The sequence below is a fragment of the Paenibacillus sp. FSL L8-0436 genome (genome assembly GCF_038593025.1).
Classification (GTDB): Bacteria; Bacillota; Bacilli; order Paenibacillales; family Paenibacillaceae; genus Paenibacillus_AQ.
Genome location: NZ_CP151955.1, coordinates 338,453 through 354,107, shown reverse-complemented (window position 1 = coordinate 354,107; position 15,655 = coordinate 338,453). Strand labels below are relative to the sequence as shown.

Below are 15,655 nucleotides of genomic sequence, written 5' to 3'. Positions count from 1 at the left end.
ATAAATTGACAAGAAAAAATGGTCATGTTATAGTATGGGAAGGAAATAAATTGCAGAAGTCAAATTTTATACCACTTCCCTTTAGAAAATAAGAACTCCTTATTTTCTTTTTTTTTCATAAAAATTCTTAGGAGGCTCTTTATGTTAAATCATGACAGCAACAACCGAAACATTGTTTTCCTATCTACAAGCCTGCCTAGAGAATGCGGAATTGCTACGTTTACCCAGGATTTATTAGATCAATTTACCGGGCTGCCGGGCTTCAATACGCCTCGGGTTATCGCCATGAACAACAATGAAACTTACCAGTACAGCGACCAGGTCATGAGGGAAATTAACCAAGATAAGTTGTCTGACTATATAGAGGCCGCCGATGAGCTTAACAAATCAGACGCCCATTTGCTCGTTATCCAGCATGAATTCGGTATCTACGGCGGGGAAAGCGGAGAATATCTGCTGTCATTGATCGAAAGGCTCGAATTGCCGTATGTAGCTATTTTCCATACCGTATTAAGAGAACCTACAGCCAAGCAGCACCTTATTATCAGCCGGATTGCAAAGGGAAGTGTCAAGGTAGTAACGATGGCCCAATCCACCCTGCACGATCTGACCTCCATCTATAATATCGAGGATTCGAAGATCGCCTGTATCCATCACGGTGTACCTTATGTAAAAACAGCCCCTAGAGCGGAGCTTAAAGTGCAGTATGGTTTCGGAGAACGCAAAATCCTCTCTACCTTCGGCTTTTTAAGTCCCGGCAAGGGGATTGAATTTGCTATTCAGGCCATGCGCGGAGTGGTGAAGCAGCACCCGGATGCACTATATATCATCTGGGGCAAAACCCATCCGGTGGTCAAGCTGGAAACAGGTGAAGTGTACCGGCAAAAACTGACGGACCTCGTCAGCGAATTCGGTCTATCCGATAATGTGCTCTTTGTCGATAAGCTGTTGACCCAGGAAGAAGTTATTGAGTCGCTGGTGATGTCCGACATCTACTTGACCCCCTATCTCGGCAAGGATCAAGCCGTAAGCGGCACACTTGCCTATGGCGTTGGTTATGGAAGAGTAATTGTTTCCACCCCTTACCGTTATGCCGAAGAAATGCTTGCCGAAGGCAGAGGCCTGCTGGCAAAATTCCGTGATTCAGCTTCGCTGGAAGACTGCATCCTCGAACTGCTGGATGATCCGGCCAAAGTAGAGGCCATGGAAAAACGGACCCAAGAGCTGGGACAAACGATGATGTGGAATGAAGTCGCTAAATCCTACGCTGCGATTTTTCAGGAGAAAATTTCGCAAGCGAGCCTGGCAGACCGGAGTGTGATTTGATGCAAACCTCCGTTGCTGTTACGTTCAAGGCGGATTACATGCGCAGAATAACCGATGATACGGGGATTTTCCAGCATACCAAGTTTGGCGTCCCCGACCGTTCAAAGGGCTATACGACCGATGACAACGCCCGGGCTTTAATTGCTGCGGTTCTGTTGTATAAGAAGGATCAGGATGCCGTCTCGCTCGACCTGATTCACACGTATCTCTCCTTCATACATCACGCACAAAATGAGCAGGGCAACTTCCGGAACTTCATGGATTATAGCCGTTCATTTCTCGAGGACAACGGCTCCGAGGATTGCCAGGGGCGTACGCTTTGGGCACTTGGCTTCGCACTTTCCTACTCGTCGATCCTGCCCGACAACCTGCTGAATACCTGCCGTTATCTGATCAATCAGGCGCTGCCGCATATAGAAAAGCTTGGTTCGCCCCGTGCCGTAGCTTATGCCGTCGTAGGCCTCAGTTATCTGATCAAAACGCCCGGCGCGTTAACCTACTCCTTTCCCTATCCCCATACGCCAAGTACGGCAGAGGAAAAGGCATTTCTATCCAAAGACTTCATCACCGGCCTGATTGAGCGCATCGCTGTCCGGCTGCATAATCAGTATAACCGCACCAAGGGAGACGGCTGGAACTGGTACGAAGACAGCCTTACGTACGGAAATTCCATGCTTCCCTGGGCGCTGCTGAGAGCTTACAAGCTGTCCGGAAATGCTGCGCTTAAGCATACAGCTAAAGAAAGCCTTGATTTCCTTGCTTCACGGACTTTTGCCCGGGAGGGCTATTACAAGCCCATCGGCAGCCACGGCTGGCTGCTGCGCGGCGGGGAGCCGGCTCTCTACGACGAGCAGCCAATTGAAGCCTGCGAAATGCTGCTGACCTGCCGTGAGGCTGCCTCCGTGCTTCAGGACCCGTCTTATCTGCAGCAGGCTGACTTATGCTATGCATGGTATACAGGGCATAATTCCTTAAATCTGCCGCTGATTGATCCACAATCCGGGGCTTGCTATGACGGTATCCACAGCAGCGGGCTGAATCTGAATCAAGGCTCGGAAAGCATCATTTCCTTCTCCATTGCCCACCTGGTGACCCATCATGGATAAATACGCGACCATCCTTGCCGGCGGAGGGGGCACCCGGTTCTGGCCGCTGTCCAGACAGGAAATTCCCAAACAGCTGCTCAATATCAGCGGCAATGACATCATGCTCAACGATACGATTGAACGCTTCAAGGGCATTATTCCCCAGGAGAACACCGTCATCGTGACAAACCGCACCCAGGCCGTGCTGCTGGAGAGCATTATGCACAGCAGCGTGCAGAAGAGCAATATTCTGATTGAACCCGTGGCCCGCAATACCTCCGCCAGTATCCTGTTCGCTGCGTTCTCTATACAGCATATGGCCCAAGAGGATTCCTTAATGGTCGTCCTGCCCTCCGATCACTATATCACTGATGAACCGCAGTTCCGGCTTACGCTGGATGAGGCCTGTACGGTAGCCATGGAAAATGACCGGATTGTCACAATCGGCATCAAGCCTACCTTCCCTTCTACGGGTTATGGTTACATCGCTTATGACAAAGAACCCATCTCAGCAAGTCCGGTAGCGGTCTATGATGTGGCTGAATTTGTGGAGAAGCCGAACTTCCAGAAAGCCCAGGGTTATCTCGCGTCAGGCAATTATTTATGGAACAGCGGGATTTTCATCTGGAAGACATCCGTAATCCTTGATAATTTCAAGCGTTACCTGCCCCGGCTGTACAACACCATGCTGCCGATCAGCGAGGCGCTTGGCACAGATCAGGAAGCGGAGACGATTAACCGCATTTATCCCCTGCTTCAAAATATTTCGATTGATTACGGAATCCTGGAGCGTTCTGACGAGGTGGTAGTCCTGTCCGGCCAATTCGGATGGAATGATATCGGCAGTTGGGATGCGCTCGGCGCTATCTTCCCTCCGGATGAGTCCGGCAACATTATTAAAGCCAACCATATAGGCATTGATACCCGCAATTCGATCATTTACGGGAACGGGCGGCTGATCACCACGATAGATGTAGACGGATTTATCATTGCCGATACCGGGGATGCGGTCCTCATCTGCCCCAAGGACAAAGCTCAATCCGTCAAGGACATCGTCGATCTGCTCAAGGAAAAGGGTATGACTTCATATATCTAAATTCCGCCAAATGTAAGAATGGCTGTGGCTCCCGGCTTGTTTATTTCAAAAAAAGTGACCGTTGCTCTGATAGCAACGGTCACTTTTTAATGAATTCATTTATTTATGTTCGGGGTTCCCGCAATTAGGTCCATGCCCACAGGAAGCCGTCACGGTCCCAGGCAATCCTTCCGGCATGCAGCTTGCGGAAAGCCTTCTTCACATCCTTGGACAGCGAAGCATTTCCGTTCTCGTTCACAAATACAAATTGCTCGCCAAAATTCGCTTTCACATATTCAATCGCAGCGGCCTGGTACAAGGTTCCGGTAAATTGGATCTCCTTGACCATCCACTCCGCAACCTCTTGCGCAGTAACTTCCATCAGGTGTTGCCCCTTTCGATCATCCTCTATTTCAATGTTCCCCCATTATAGCATAAATAGCAACGGACTCTGGAAACGTCCAGATCAGGTGTAAGTGTCCAGATGAAACTTATATCACTTCACTGCGTCAGTATTTACAGAAAGTAAGATTCCGATCTTCCGGAGGAACTGAAAATGAATAAAGCGTACAAAGAGTTATTTCTGAATACGGTCTATCTCTCCCTTGGAATTAGTGCGGTTTTTGCAGGTATAGTAGCGACAGTTAACGATGAGTCCCCGCTGGGGTTCTCCTGGGGGTTTAATTTTCTCGGTATTTTTCTGTTTATATATTTTTATAATCTGATCGTGAGTGTAATAAACTTCGCACTGTCCCTTTTCTGCAAATCAACTATCTTGCGGCTTGTTCTGTTTAATATTGTGGGGCTGCTGTTGACTGCACTGCCTGCCTATCTGCTTCATCAGTTACCCATTTTTAGCTTGTATTCTTCATTTATCATCCTATCGGTTATGTCCGTGTATATGGCAAAAAAACAGCTGAGAGTGCGTAACTCTGCTTATTAGGGTTAATCGAGTAGGAAGGGGAAGGGCATTATTTCACTGCTCATTTAAAAAGCATCCCGCAGGATGCCCCGTATCTTCATCTTAAGTTAACCGGATCACGTAAGTTATGAACTGGTAAGCATTATCCTTCAAAATGCCGGAAGAAGCGAGCAGCTTCTTGCCGGAAGGGCTCCAGCGCAGCTGGTCGGCCACTTCAATGTCAGCCAAAACCGGTGTTTGTTCGCCCGTTTCTACTTCGGTGATAAATAAACCGTCCTGACCCGAAGCAGCGTTTCCGGCAGTCAGTGCATAAGCCAGCTTGCTGCCGTCCGGGGACCAGCTGGTTCCGAATATTTGCTGCGCCGAAGCCAGTGTTGACTGCTCATTGCCCTCCGTGTCGCAGAGAACCAGGACCATCTCTCCCGGCTTGGTCCGTTTTACAATAGCCAGCCTGCTCCCGTCCGGTGAAGGAATGACCCACATGACACTTTTCTTCAGCAGCTTGGATTGCTTCGTTTCGGTATTGTAAGCGTTCAACTCCGCCTCTTCACCTGTGACGTAATAGATCAGGCTTCCCGACTGCACCACCTCATGAACATACGCCGCACCGGGCTTAACCACAATTTTTTGATCACCTTTCAGATCGACTCTTAGGATGTTGCCCTCCATATCGGGAAAAAGAATCTGCCCGTTATCAATCCATTTCCCCTCTTCGCTCCTGAACTGCGTATCGTCCACCTGTACGGATACTCCGGTCTCCAGATTCATAATGTAGCCAAAGCCGGTGAAATCCTCCAACTCTTTGTAGAGAAGATGCTTCTTGTCGGGAGACAGCAGGGCCGAGCCGTAATTCTTCTCCCCTACCAGGAGCGGAGTATCTTCACCCGTGGATAGGTTATGCAGATAGAGATTATGCGGATAACGTTTCTGGCCCTCAACCGTCTGCGCAGGAAGCTGGCGATTCTCCTTATCCACAACGAGGCTGTCTTCACTGACAAAATCCATTCCACGGACATTCTCCACCTTGTCAATGCCCTCCAGCTCCAGCTTCGTGTAGACGGATTCGCTGGTATTGTCCAGAACGGTGATCTTCTGGCCGGATTTCTCTATGACCTGCCGGGACTCCGTTTCTCCCGTATTGCAAGCCGCCGTGGACAACAATACTGCCGTGCACAACAGAAACAGCGCCGCCTTGCCCGGCTTTCCGCCTATCTTTGCAGCCATGATCGTTCCCCCTACAAGCTTAAGTTGCTCCAAGCATACCGGAAGAGTATTTCCAAAGCACCTCCGGATGTTTCCAAATTGTAAATTAAGAGACCCTCGGAAAAGACAGTTCAAATGCCGCCCCTTCCCCTTCTGTCTCCAGCAGGGTAATGGTTCCGTTCTGCTTCTCCGCCAGATTGCGCACCAAGGATAGGCCCAGTCCAGTCCCGCCTGAGGCTCTGGAACGGTCACGGTTGACCGTGAAGAAGGGTTCAAAAATCTTGTCGCGGGCTTCGGATGGAATCCCGATACCGGAATCCTTGATGGTGATCCATACCCGCTGGTCTCTGACCTCGCTATGAAGATGAACGCTCCCTTGCGGAACATTATATTTGATCGCATTGTCGAGCAGATTGATAAAGATATGCATAAAGCTCTCCTTATCAATCCAGATATGGGCGGGCTCGGCGTCCAGCGTAATCGTAAGCCCGTAGCGCTCCGCCTTGCCGTTCATGCGCCCGCAAATATCCTGCAGGCCCTCAGCCACCTCCAGCCGTTCAGCCTGTGACTCGAAATCGTATTTCTCCAGCGCTGTCAGCTGCAGTACCTTCTCAACCATCTCATACAACCGCTCCGTTTCTTTGGCAATGTTGAGCTTGGCATCAAACAACAGCTTGGGATCATCGTCATACATATTCAACAGGTCTACATAAGCTTTTATGGAGGTCAGCGGCGTCTTGAATTCATGGCTGATATTGCCAATATACTGCTTCTGCTGCTGCTCCAGCGCCTGCAGCTTGGTGACGGCCAGCTGCAGCTTGCGCTGCTCCTCATCCTTAGCGGCAATGCTGCTCTCAATCTCGCGGCTCATGAAATAAATGCCATCGGCCAGCTCGCCCAGCTCATCCTTCCGCTTTACCGGTGGAGCAGAGATATATTCGGCGCGGCGGATCGACTCTGCCGCCTTCTTAAGCCGCCCGATCGCCGCAGCGGCGCGGTTGAAATATAGATAGCCGACGATAAAGCTGAGCACCAGCACGGCCGCACCGGTCGTCAAGAACAGGTTCTGTAAGGTTTGTTGGAAGCTTTGGGCGCTCTTCAGCGAATACTGCAGCTGCACAACACCCATCTGCTTCTCCGGTCCTTGCACAGGAGCCAGATAAAGCAGCTTATCATCCGCTGCGTTCTGGTAGGCAATTTTATTCTGCAGCGCATAGGCCAGCGCACCGGAGACATCCTGCCCTGCCGGGGCAGTCTCTCCTTGGACCGAGCTGCCAACGACCTGCCCCGCCGCATCGTAAAGTGTGACTTCCAGGCCGGTGAACCCGGCCAGCTCCACCGCCAGCGATCTGCCCCGTTGCTGCATGAATGCCTGCGGTTCGAGACGGGCACCCGTATAATACGTCTGCTTCACCCGCAGATTCACTGTTTTGACATGCTGGTCCAGGTAGTCTTCAGCCTGCAGCTGCTGGTTCCTGGCTACACCTTGCAGCACAAAATAGCTCAGCACACTTACAGCCAGAATGAGCAGCACGGCCAGGAACAGGCTGAATTTCAGCTTGATGCTGATCCTCATGGGTAACTCCCGGCAGGAATGGCTTTATAGCCGACCCCATAGACGGTTTGCAGCACATTCTGGTACGGCTCGCCCAGCTTTTTGCGCAGCCGCTGGATGTGGATGTCCACCGTACGCGTGCCTCCGGCGTAATCCATTTCCCATACCTGTTCCAGCAGCTCTTCGCGCATATAGACACGCTGCGGGTGGGACAGCAGGAGAAGCAGCAGATCAAATTCCTTCGGTGTCAGCTCAAGCTGCTGCCCGTCAAGCTCGGCGCTTCGCCGGCCGGGATACACGCGCAGCGCCCCGTATTCGATAATCTCGCCCGGAGTCTCTCCGCCTTGTTTGTCGAGCCTGCGCAAGAGCGCCTTGACACGGGCCAGCAGCTCACGGATTTCGAACGGCTTGGTCATATAATCATCCGCGCCCAGCTCCAGGCCGACGATTTTATCGACGATATCATTTTTGACGGTCAGCAGAATAATCCCGATATCCTTCCGGTTCTCCAGCCTGCGGCATACATCGTATCCGCTCAGCTTCGGCATCATCACATCCAGCACCATGGCATTCGGGCGGAAGGTCGACACCTTGCCAAGCGCCTCTTCGCCGTCAGCGGCGGTGTCCACCTCGTAACCTTCACGGCGGAGCGCATAGGCAATCGCACTCACAATGCCCGGCTCGTCATCGACAACAAGCACTTTTTTAGCCATCTTCGGTTCACCTTCCCGCTTCCGGTTTAATTATTTCTTGGCCAATTGTTCTATTTGTAGTATACCTTTGTTCGCCTGTTTGACCAAAATCCTTGCCTGCTTCCAAAAAAACGAACCCGCTTGCCAATTTAAACGTAGTAGTCGTCAGGAGCCCAATTTTTAGGTTATCTTAAACCAGACTTAAGCTTAGCCTCAGCTTCACCGTTTACAATAAGCTTAAGCTAAAGTCCTAATTGCCGTAACCTACGCCCCTTGATTGATATAACATTACACTTAAAGTGAGGATGACACTGATGAATATAAAAGACATGAACATTAAACGCATGAACATTAAACGGGTGATGATTGTCGGAACGATGATTGTGGCCATGTCCTTTGGAGGAACCACTTGGGGCAAGCCTGCTGCTGCTGCTGCTGCTCCGGTAGCCAAATGGTCCACTTCTACCAATGTGGCAGACAAGGATGAATTACTGGAGGCACTGAATCAATCCTCCGACGAGGAGTTGTACGAGGCACTCTATGACGGGAAGTCCTTACATGATATCGCTGTAGAGAACGGCGGGAATATTGACAGTGTTATTCACCTGCAGGTTACCCAGTTAACCCAGCAGCTTGATGCCAGACTGGCAAGCGGAAGCATTACTTCGGAGCAATATACCGCTCAGAAAGCCGAACTCAGCGAGCTTGTGGCTCAAAGCGTTCTTACCTCATTCGATTAACGGGAACTACATAACAAAGCCGTTAAATTTGAACAAAGAAAAAGTGGCATTCCAACTTTCGTTAAGTAGGAATGCCACTTTTTATTATGCCGCTAAGGAATCGGACAGGTTATTGAATCTTTTTCGCTTCAATATCCAGAGGTACCTGCTTATCCCGGGTAACATCCAGAATATCCAGGAAAAAGACGAAGATCGGAATGCCGAGAATAAGTCCCCATACGCCGATATAATGCTCGGAGAACAGCAGCACGATAAAGGTGTAGAACATCGGCAGGTTCATTTTGGAAGACATCAGCTTCGGATTGAGGAAATAGCCTTCGACAAAATGCAGTACTGCAATCATCGCCAGCACATAAATCGTCATTTCCAGCCCGCCGATGCTATAGCCGATAATGCAGAGCGGAATCAGGGAGATGACAAAGCCGACAACCGGGATCAGGCTGAGCATGAAGATCATGATCGACAGCGCGAAGAGGTACGGGAAGCCAAGAATCCACAGCCCGATGACCGTGAAGAAAGTATTGAACAATGCTATCAGAATTTGGGCTTCAATGACTTTGCCGAAGGAGGAGATGAATTTTTTGCCGAAATACTCCAGCTCCACATAGAACCAGGAAATCTTGCTCTCTCTCAGGCGGGAGGTGAAATTGACAATCCGGTTCTTCTCCAGGATGAAAACAAAGCTCAGAATGGTTGACAATACGAAGGTTGTGCCCCAATTGCTGATCTTGAGCACATAATCAATGCCGCTCTTCATATAGGACTCATAGTTCAAATCCTTCAGCATGTTGAATAAATACTGCATAATCTCATTCTGCGGAATATCTTCAGAGGTTAAGGTGCTGAGAAAATTGGTTAATTGCTTAATTTGCTCAAAAACCTTGGGCAGATATTTGACGAGGGCCATCACGATCATGCTGATTAAAGCAAGATATAAGATGATAATAATAACCTTACTGTTCACCTTAACAAATCTACTGGTCCGCTTGGTCAGCAATACCTGAAAGCTGTTCATTACATAAGCAATCAAAAACGTCAGCAGCACCAAATTCAGCATGTCTCGAATACTGTACAGCAACAGTGCGATCAGCGCCAGAATCAAAAACCGCCGGGCTGTTAAATTCGCGTAGTAACGCTTGAACACTTCCATTGTTCCTCTCCATTCGCTTGCAATTAGGACTTTTATTTATAGTCTACAGTAATGAAATCACTTATAGCAACTTGGAGAGCCCCTAAAATACGCGGAAATACAAACTTTATGTCAACTTATCATAGCCGAGCCCGTATTATGCTATAATGTGGAAAAAAATCGCTAAATATGCAGAATCATTTCTGCCACTGGAGGTCTTTATCTTATGGGAAAAATCATCTGTATTACCGGAGCCTCATCCGGAATTGGCCAGGCCTCGGCCTTGAAGTTCGCGCGTGAAGGCTGGATCGTCTACGCTGGTACACGAAACCCCGCACGCGATCAGGAACAGTACCGTGGAGAGAGCAATCTTCATTTTGTAGAGCTGGAGGTTACGAAGCCGGAATCGGTTCAGGCTGTGATCGAGCGGATTGATCAGGAGCAGGGCCAACTTGATGTGTTGTTTGCCAATGCGGGCTTTGGCTATCTCCGGGCGCTTGGACAAGCACCGCTGGAGGACATTCAAAAGGTGTTCGACACTAACGTATATGGCGTCATGCATACGATTCGGTCCGCGCTGCCGCTGCTGCGCCGCACCGGATATGGACACATTGTAGCCACTTCAAGCGTCGGCGGACTGGTTGGCCAGCCGATGAACGAGATCTACTGCGCCAGCAAGTTCGCGGTGGAGGGCTTGCTGGAAAGTCTGGCTACCTACTACAAGCCGCAGTTCAATATTGATGTCACGCTGCTTGAGCCGGGAGCCATCGCCACTGAATTCAACAAGACCGTGCTCGGTCATGTAGCCGACACCGGAGGAATTCTGGAGGACGAATATAAGCCGGTTCTTGATGCCTATACCGCGACATTCCTGCAGCGGAACGTGGTGCCGCAGACCGCTGCTTCTGTAGCGGACGTCATGTGGGACCTGGTGCATATGGAAACCAAGCCGCTGCGGATCCGCACCTCGGAACAGGCGGAAGCCTTCGTCTCCCGCAAGATAAGCACAGACCCTACCGGACTCGAAGGTGTGCTCAACACCCGCAAGACCCTGCTCAATCTATAAACGGCTTGAAAGAGGAGCTGGCTCTAAACTGCATTTCCGGTCTTTAAGTCTCACCGGCAGTTTCGGCCAGTTCCTTCTCTATCAGCTCCCTGTTGCACAGTCCATCACCCGTATGCCCCGGCGCAACATAGCCGTCAGCACCTTATCTCCGAATACTAGCGTTTGCCCATCCTGTAACACCTGCGCTTTTCGATTGTAACACTGATTCCCCTCCTATATAAATTGAACTTATAATTCTTCTATTTTGGGGTTGGCCGTGACTACAGAGAATATTTGGACTTCCGGCCGCTGTTAGGTTTGGATTTCCTGAATTTAACCGCGAATCGCGGTAGAAATCCAAACCTAAAGGCGGACGCTATCGCTCCTCCAGTTCCAAAATTCCCCTCCGCCACCTTTCCCTAAATATAATTCTCAAGTTCAATCTATATAATCCGGATTAACGTTCTATTTCATATTATATTTCAATAAAAAAAGATTGCCCCGGCAGAGCGCCGGGCACAATCTTCTCTGATGTCGATAAAACTTTATAAATGCCTTGTACCCCGTTTACCGCTGGATCGGCTCGATCCGGTATACTCCGGCCTCAGCCTGTCTTGAAATCATCTGCCATCCGAAGGAGAGCACCGCTTCCAGACGGCTTTTCTCAGCATCCGTCAGAGCCACCTCCACCGCTTCCTTGCCTTCCTCCAGCTCCAGCTGCCCCTCTTTGCCGAGGGCTACAGCAATCCAGCTGCGAATCCCGCGAATGGTATTGTACTTGATCTGGTAGCCATCCGTTACCGCGCGGCGGTACTCCTCCGGCTGCTCCGCAGCGAATGCTGCCAATTGCTGATAGTCAAAATGGAATTCACTCTCATCCACCGGCAGCTCTCCCCCGGAGGTTATTCCGAGCAGTTGCCCGCTCTCCCACCCCAAGGACCGCAGCGATTCCAGCAGCAGCGCATCCCATTGCGATAATTTAACTTTGCCCGATGTTTCTGTCATTGTATGACCTCCCTCCAGTAATAACACCATTAACTCAGCCTATCCTTAGTTCAAATCATAGCACGGCTGTCCTTTATTCCGCGAAGTCGTAAGCCACAAAGTGGCCTCGGCTCACTTCCTGCAGCTTGACGGCTTCGCCCTCGCCGCGCGAGACAGAGAAGCCGTCCAGATGAATTCTCTGATTCACCTTCATTGGGTCTGTCTCCAGAATGGAAGACAGCAACGCTTTGGTATACGGATGAATTGGGTTGTCGTACAGCTCATCGCTCTCCGCAACCTCGACAAGGCGTCCGCCGTACATGACGCCGATCCGGTCGGAAATATGCCGGACCATCGACAGATCATGGGCGATGAAGAGATACGTCAGTCCGAATTCGGACTGCAAATCCTCCAGCATATTGACGACTTGAGCTTGGACGGAGACGTCGAGCGCCGAAATCGGCTCGTCACAGACGACAAATTCAGGGCGCACGGAAAGCGCTCTGGCGATGGATATCCGCTGGCGCTGGCCGCCGCTGAACTCATGAGGGAAGCGGTACAGATGCTCTCTCTTGAGTCCTACCTTCTCCAGCAGCGAAGCCACCGCTTCTTTGCGCTCTTCACCCTGGTGCACGCCATGGATTTTCATCGGCTCGCTGATCAGCTCCAGCACATTCAGACTGGGATTCAGCGAAGAATACGGATCCTGAAAGATCGACTGAATCCGTCTGCGGAAAGGCTTCAGCTGCTTCTCGCTAAGTGAGCCGAGCGACTGGCCGTCAAATGACACCTCGCCGCCTGTATAATCGTATAGCCGGAGCAGGCAGCGTCCTACTGTCGACTTTCCGCTGCCCGATTCTCCGACCAGTCCGAAGGTTTCCCCCCGGCGGATTTGGAAGCTGACGCCGTCGACTGCTTTCAGCACGGCGGTGTCCCGTCCGCGCATATCTTTGCCTTTGGAGAAATGCTTCTTGAGATTGTTCACATCCACCAGCACATCGCTTTTACTCACAGGGCTTCCCCTCCTTCCGCACGAACTGCAGCAGCTTCCGGCGCGCCTTCCGCCAGCCAGCACATTGAGCGGTGGCCCGGAGACAGCTCGGTTACCGGAGGCCGCTCGCTGCAGCGGGCAAAAGCATGCGGGCAGCGTTCCATAAACGGACAGCCCGGCGGCGGATCCAGCAGATCCGGCGGCGTGCCCTCAATCGGAATAAGCCGTTCTCGCGAGCCGCCGCCACGTTTCGGAATCGAACGCAGCAGGCCCTGGGTATAGGGATGCTGGGGGCGGTAGAAGATATCCTGGACCGTCCCCTCCTCCATAATAAGCCCGCCGTACATCACGATAACCCGGGTGCAGACCTGCGCCACCACACCGAGATCATGGGTGATTAGCGCGACAGCAGTCTCCGATCTTCCCTTCAGCTCTTTAAACAGGTCAAGAATCTGCGCCTGGATCGTTGCATCCAGCGCGGTTGTCGGCTCGTCGGCAATCAGCAGCTCCGGCTGGCAGGAGAGCGCCATAGCGATCATCACCCGCTGCCGCATTCCTCCGCTGAATTCATGCGGATACTGCTTCAGCCGCTGCTCCGGATCACGGATGCCCACTTGGCGAAGCATGTCCGCCGCTTCGGCATAAGCTGCTTCTTTATTCAATCCGCGGTGTCTGCGGATGACTTCCGTTAATTGCTGCCCGATTCGCTTGACCGGATTCAGCGAGGTCATCGGGTCCTGAAAGACCATGGCGATCCGGTTGCCGCGCAGCTTGCGCCATTGCTTCTCCGAGAGCCCGCTTAGACTCTCGCCGCGGAACTCAATATTTCCGGCGGTGATGCGGCCCGGAGGCGTAATCAAGGACATAATCGCCTTGGCCGTGACACTTTTACCACTGCCGGATTCCCCGACGATTCCCACGGTTTCACCGGCATCTATATGAAAGCTGACTCCCCGGACCGCCTGGTTCTCCCCATCGCGGGTAGAGAACGATACTTGCAAATCCTCAACAGACAGCAGCCTCTGCGTCATGATGTCTTCACTCTCCTATCTCCGGATCAGCTTCGGTTCAAAGCCAACCCGCAAAATATCACCCAGCACATTAAAGCTCAGTACGGTTAACAAAATCATCAGCCCGGGAAACAGCGCCAGGTAAGGCGCCTGGGCAATATAGCCCTGCGCGCTGTTCAGCATGCTGCCCCAGGTGGCATTCGGCGGCTGTACGCCGAAGCCGAGAAAGCTCAGCGAGGATTCCATCATAATGGCCGAAGCAATGTTGTTCGTTGCCCCTACAATAATGACCGGCACCAGGCCGGGAAGAATATGCCGCCAGATAATGCCTGTGGCGCTTTGTCCCGACGCCTTGGCGTACAGCACATATTCGCGTTCCTTGATCGTCATCGCCTCCGCACGGATAACCCGGGCTACATTCATCCACATCAGGAGCGCAATAATGATGATTATGTTGCTGACGCTTGGTTTCAGAAACACGCTGAGCAGCAGCAGAATCAGGAAGGAAGGAATCGACATGATAACATCCAGCATACGCATCAGGAGATTATCCAGCCAGCCGCCGAAATAGCCGCTGATTACGCCCACTGTTACCCCAATGACGGTTGCCACAACCATCGAGGCGAAGCCAACCAGCAGGGATACGCGGCCGCCGTACAACGCTCTGGCCAGATAATCCCGTCCATAGTCATCCGTTCCAAACCAATGGGCGGCCCCCGGCGGAGTTAGTCTCGCCATCGCATCCATTGCATTGGGATCATAGCCGGACAGGAAGGCAAAAATGGCTCCAAGGGTAAATACAATCAATATTACGAGAGCGGCGACACCCAGACCGTTCGTAAACAGCTCTGATTTTAGATTTTTCCATTTACTGCGATTCATGAGGTCACCCCTTTAATTTAATTCTCGGATCAACGAAGCTGTAGAGAATATCCGCCACCAGATTGCCGATAATCAGCATCAGGGAAGAGAATAGCGTGATCCCCATAATGACCGGGTAATCCATTCCCTTGACTGCCGTCATTCCCAGCGACCCGATGCCCGGCCAGGAAAATACCGTCTCCGTCACGATGGCCCCTGCCACCAGATCGCCCATGGACATGCCGAGCAGCGTAATTACAGGCAGCAGCACATGCTTCATGACATGACGAAACAGTATCGTCGACTTCTTCGAGCCAAAGGCATACTGAATCTGCACATATTCCTCTTTCAGCTGTCCGATGGTGCTGGAGCGGATGTAGCGCACGTATGTGGCGAGAAAACCAAAAGCCAGAACAGAGCAAGGCAAAATCCCGTGCTTCAGCACATCAACCGCCGATTCCACGCCAATCGTACGCATCCCCATACTCGGCAGCAGATGCAGTTTAATGGCAAATAAGTACATTAGCAAAATGGCCAGCCAGAATAATGGCACCGAAATCCCGATGTAGGAGATAAAATTAATCAGCTTGTCGGCCCAGCGGTTGCGGTTCGCACCGGCAATCAGGCCAAGGGGAATCGCCAGCAGTACCGCAAGCAGGATCGCACTGCCCATGAGTCCGGCTGTCGCCGGCAAACGGTCCAGAATTTGATCCAATACCGGCTGATGGTTGACCAGGGAATACCCGAAGTCACCCTGGGCGATTTCTTTGATCCAGATAAAATATTGAATATACGCCGGCTTATCCAGCCCCAGGTTATGGCGGATGCGCTCAATATCATCGGCATGCATATTCGGTGTTACAAAGGACAGCACCGGATCTCCCGGAGCCAGCTTGATCATCGTAAAGCAGACAACCGACACGAAAAACAACATCGGGATCGTTTGCAGCAGTCTACGAAGAATGAGTTGTCTCATACGCATATTCTCCCAGCTCTTGATCAGCAAAAAATAAGCTGGATGTCCAGCTTATTTTTTG

Annotated in this window: 16 protein-coding genes; 6 read left to right on the top strand and 10 right to left on the bottom strand. The window is 51.3% G+C overall.

Features of this window, described 5'->3' with window-relative positions:
* The first annotated feature begins 141 nt into the window (after nucleotides 1–141).
* Genes NSS79_RS01685 through NSS79_RS01675 form a run of 3 tightly spaced genes read left to right on the top strand, consistent with a single transcriptional unit; the run spans nucleotide 142 to nucleotide 3,507 of the window.
* Complete coding sequence (locus tag NSS79_RS01685) at nucleotides 142–1,326, top strand: glycosyltransferase family 4 protein (RefSeq protein ID WP_342438043.1); 1,185 nt, start codon at nucleotides 142–144, stop codon at nucleotides 1,324–1,326.
* Entirely contained in the window at nucleotides 1,326–2,432 is a 1,107-nt protein-coding gene (locus tag NSS79_RS01680) for a glycosyltransferase (protein ID WP_342438042.1), read from the top strand. The genes NSS79_RS01685 and NSS79_RS01680 overlap by 1 nt, the downstream gene beginning before the upstream one ends.
* Complete coding sequence (locus tag NSS79_RS01675) at nucleotides 2,425–3,507, top strand: mannose-1-phosphate guanylyltransferase (protein WP_342438041.1); 1,083 nt, start codon at nucleotides 2,425–2,427, stop codon at nucleotides 3,505–3,507. Before NSS79_RS01680 ends, NSS79_RS01675 begins: the two co-directional genes overlap by 8 nt.
* A 124-nt stretch (nucleotides 3,508–3,631) precedes the next feature.
* Here the strand turns inward: NSS79_RS01675 and NSS79_RS01670 are convergent, their stop codons facing one another.
* Nucleotides 3,632–3,868: a hypothetical protein gene (locus NSS79_RS01670; protein ID WP_342438040.1), complete on the bottom strand. Its 237-nt coding sequence runs from the start codon at nucleotides 3,866–3,868 to the stop codon at nucleotides 3,632–3,634.
* Between the two features lie 174 nt (nucleotides 3,869–4,042).
* On the opposite strand from NSS79_RS01670, the gene NSS79_RS01665 reads away from it, so the two are divergent.
* Nucleotides 4,043–4,429: a hypothetical protein gene (locus NSS79_RS01665; protein WP_342438039.1), complete on the top strand. Its 387-nt coding sequence runs from the start codon at nucleotides 4,043–4,045 to the stop codon at nucleotides 4,427–4,429.
* 81 nt (nucleotides 4,430–4,510) lie between these two features.
* On the opposite strand, the gene NSS79_RS01660 is transcribed toward NSS79_RS01665, so the two are convergent.
* From NSS79_RS01660 to NSS79_RS01650, 3 genes are all read right to left on the bottom strand, one after another.
* Nucleotides 4,511–5,632: a hypothetical protein gene (locus NSS79_RS01660; RefSeq protein WP_342438038.1), complete on the bottom strand. Its 1,122-nt coding sequence runs from the start codon at nucleotides 5,630–5,632 to the stop codon at nucleotides 4,511–4,513.
* 85 nt (nucleotides 5,633–5,717) lie between these two features.
* Nucleotides 5,718–7,187 carry a HAMP domain-containing sensor histidine kinase gene (locus NSS79_RS01655; RefSeq protein WP_342438037.1) on the bottom strand — a complete coding sequence of 490 codons (1,470 nt, stop codon included), beginning with the start codon at nucleotides 7,185–7,187 and terminating at the stop codon, nucleotides 5,718–5,720.
* On the bottom strand, nucleotides 7,184–7,879 hold the full coding sequence (locus NSS79_RS01650) for a response regulator transcription factor (protein WP_342438036.1): 696 nt from the start codon (nucleotides 7,877–7,879) through the stop codon (nucleotides 7,184–7,186). Before NSS79_RS01650 ends, NSS79_RS01655 begins: the two co-directional genes overlap by 4 nt.
* Nucleotides 7,880–8,172: 293 nt before the next feature.
* On the opposite strand from NSS79_RS01650, the gene NSS79_RS01645 reads away from it, so the two are divergent.
* Nucleotides 8,173–8,598, top strand: a complete 426-nt coding sequence (locus tag NSS79_RS01645) for a hypothetical protein (protein WP_342438035.1) — start codon at nucleotides 8,173–8,175, stop codon at nucleotides 8,596–8,598.
* Between the two features lie 109 nt (nucleotides 8,599–8,707).
* Here the strand turns inward: NSS79_RS01645 and NSS79_RS01640 are convergent, their stop codons facing one another.
* Nucleotides 8,708–9,748, bottom strand: a complete 1,041-nt coding sequence (locus tag NSS79_RS01640; RefSeq protein WP_342438034.1) for an AI-2E family transporter — start codon at nucleotides 9,746–9,748, stop codon at nucleotides 8,708–8,710.
* A gap of 205 nt (nucleotides 9,749–9,953) precedes the next feature.
* Here NSS79_RS01640 and NSS79_RS01635 point away from each other — a divergent pair, with 205 nt between their 5' ends.
* A complete protein-coding gene (locus NSS79_RS01635) occupies nucleotides 9,954–10,793 on the top strand; it encodes an SDR family oxidoreductase (RefSeq protein WP_342438033.1) in 840 nt (279 codons plus the stop codon).
* A 546-nt stretch (nucleotides 10,794–11,339) separates the two neighbouring features.
* Here NSS79_RS01635 and NSS79_RS01630 read toward each other — a convergent pair.
* From NSS79_RS01630 to NSS79_RS01610, 5 genes are all read right to left on the bottom strand, one after another.
* Nucleotides 11,340–11,777, bottom strand: coding sequence for a hypothetical protein (locus NSS79_RS01630; RefSeq protein ID WP_076114555.1), 438 nt, complete (start codon nucleotides 11,775–11,777; stop codon nucleotides 11,340–11,342).
* A gap of 73 nt (nucleotides 11,778–11,850) precedes the next feature.
* Entirely contained in the window at nucleotides 11,851–12,768 is a 918-nt protein-coding gene (locus NSS79_RS01625) for an ATP-binding cassette domain-containing protein (protein ID WP_342438032.1), read from the bottom strand.
* On the bottom strand, nucleotides 12,765–13,778 hold the full coding sequence (locus NSS79_RS01620) for an ABC transporter ATP-binding protein (protein WP_342438031.1): 1,014 nt from the start codon (nucleotides 13,776–13,778) through the stop codon (nucleotides 12,765–12,767). Before NSS79_RS01620 ends, NSS79_RS01625 begins: the two co-directional genes overlap by 4 nt.
* A gap of 15 nt (nucleotides 13,779–13,793) precedes the next feature.
* Nucleotides 13,794–14,639, bottom strand: a complete 846-nt coding sequence (locus tag NSS79_RS01615) for an ABC transporter permease (protein ID WP_038584939.1) — start codon at nucleotides 14,637–14,639, stop codon at nucleotides 13,794–13,796.
* 4 nt (nucleotides 14,640–14,643) lie between these two features.
* On the bottom strand, nucleotides 14,644–15,594 hold the full coding sequence (locus tag NSS79_RS01610; RefSeq protein ID WP_038584936.1) for an ABC transporter permease: 951 nt from the start codon (nucleotides 15,592–15,594) through the stop codon (nucleotides 14,644–14,646).
* Nucleotides 15,595–15,655: the final 61 nt, after the last annotated feature.

What these genes read in the sequence shown, in the direction of transcription:
- NSS79_RS01685 (WP_342438043.1), top strand. Translation starts at nt 142, where the DNA reads ATGTTAAATCATGACAGCAACAACCGAAACATTGTTTTCCTATCTACA.
- NSS79_RS01680 (WP_342438042.1), top strand. Translation starts at nt 1,326, where the DNA reads ATGCAAACCTCCGTTGCTGTTACGTTCAAGGCGGATTACATGCGCAGA.
- NSS79_RS01675 (WP_342438041.1), top strand. Translation starts at nt 2,425, where the DNA reads ATGGATAAATACGCGACCATCCTTGCCGGCGGAGGGGGCACCCGGTTC.
- NSS79_RS01670 (WP_342438040.1), bottom strand. Translation starts at nt 3,868, where the DNA reads ATGGAAGTTACTGCGCAAGAGGTTGCGGAGTGGATGGTCAAGGAGATC.
- NSS79_RS01665 (WP_342438039.1), top strand. Translation starts at nt 4,043, where the DNA reads ATGAATAAAGCGTACAAAGAGTTATTTCTGAATACGGTCTATCTCTCC.
- NSS79_RS01660 (WP_342438038.1), bottom strand. Translation starts at nt 5,632, where the DNA reads ATGGCTGCAAAGATAGGCGGAAAGCCGGGCAAGGCGGCGCTGTTTCTG.
- NSS79_RS01655 (WP_342438037.1), bottom strand. Translation starts at nt 7,187, where the DNA reads ATGAGGATCAGCATCAAGCTGAAATTCAGCCTGTTCCTGGCCGTGCTG.
- NSS79_RS01650 (WP_342438036.1), bottom strand. Translation starts at nt 7,879, where the DNA reads ATGGCTAAAAAAGTGCTTGTTGTCGATGACGAGCCGGGCATTGTGAGT.
- NSS79_RS01645 (WP_342438035.1), top strand. Translation starts at nt 8,173, where the DNA reads ATGAATATAAAAGACATGAACATTAAACGCATGAACATTAAACGGGTG.
- NSS79_RS01640 (WP_342438034.1), bottom strand. Translation starts at nt 9,748, where the DNA reads ATGGAAGTGTTCAAGCGTTACTACGCGAATTTAACAGCCCGGCGGTTT.
- NSS79_RS01635 (WP_342438033.1), top strand. Translation starts at nt 9,954, where the DNA reads ATGGGAAAAATCATCTGTATTACCGGAGCCTCATCCGGAATTGGCCAG.
- NSS79_RS01630 (WP_076114555.1), bottom strand. Translation starts at nt 11,777, where the DNA reads ATGACAGAAACATCGGGCAAAGTTAAATTATCGCAATGGGATGCGCTG.
- NSS79_RS01620 (WP_342438031.1), bottom strand. Translation starts at nt 13,778, where the DNA reads ATGACGCAGAGGCTGCTGTCTGTTGAGGATTTGCAAGTATCGTTCTCT.
- NSS79_RS01615 (WP_038584939.1), bottom strand. Translation starts at nt 14,639, where the DNA reads ATGAATCGCAGTAAATGGAAAAATCTAAAATCAGAGCTGTTTACGAAC.
- NSS79_RS01610 (WP_038584936.1), bottom strand. Translation starts at nt 15,594, where the DNA reads ATGAGACAACTCATTCTTCGTAGACTGCTGCAAACGATCCCGATGTTG.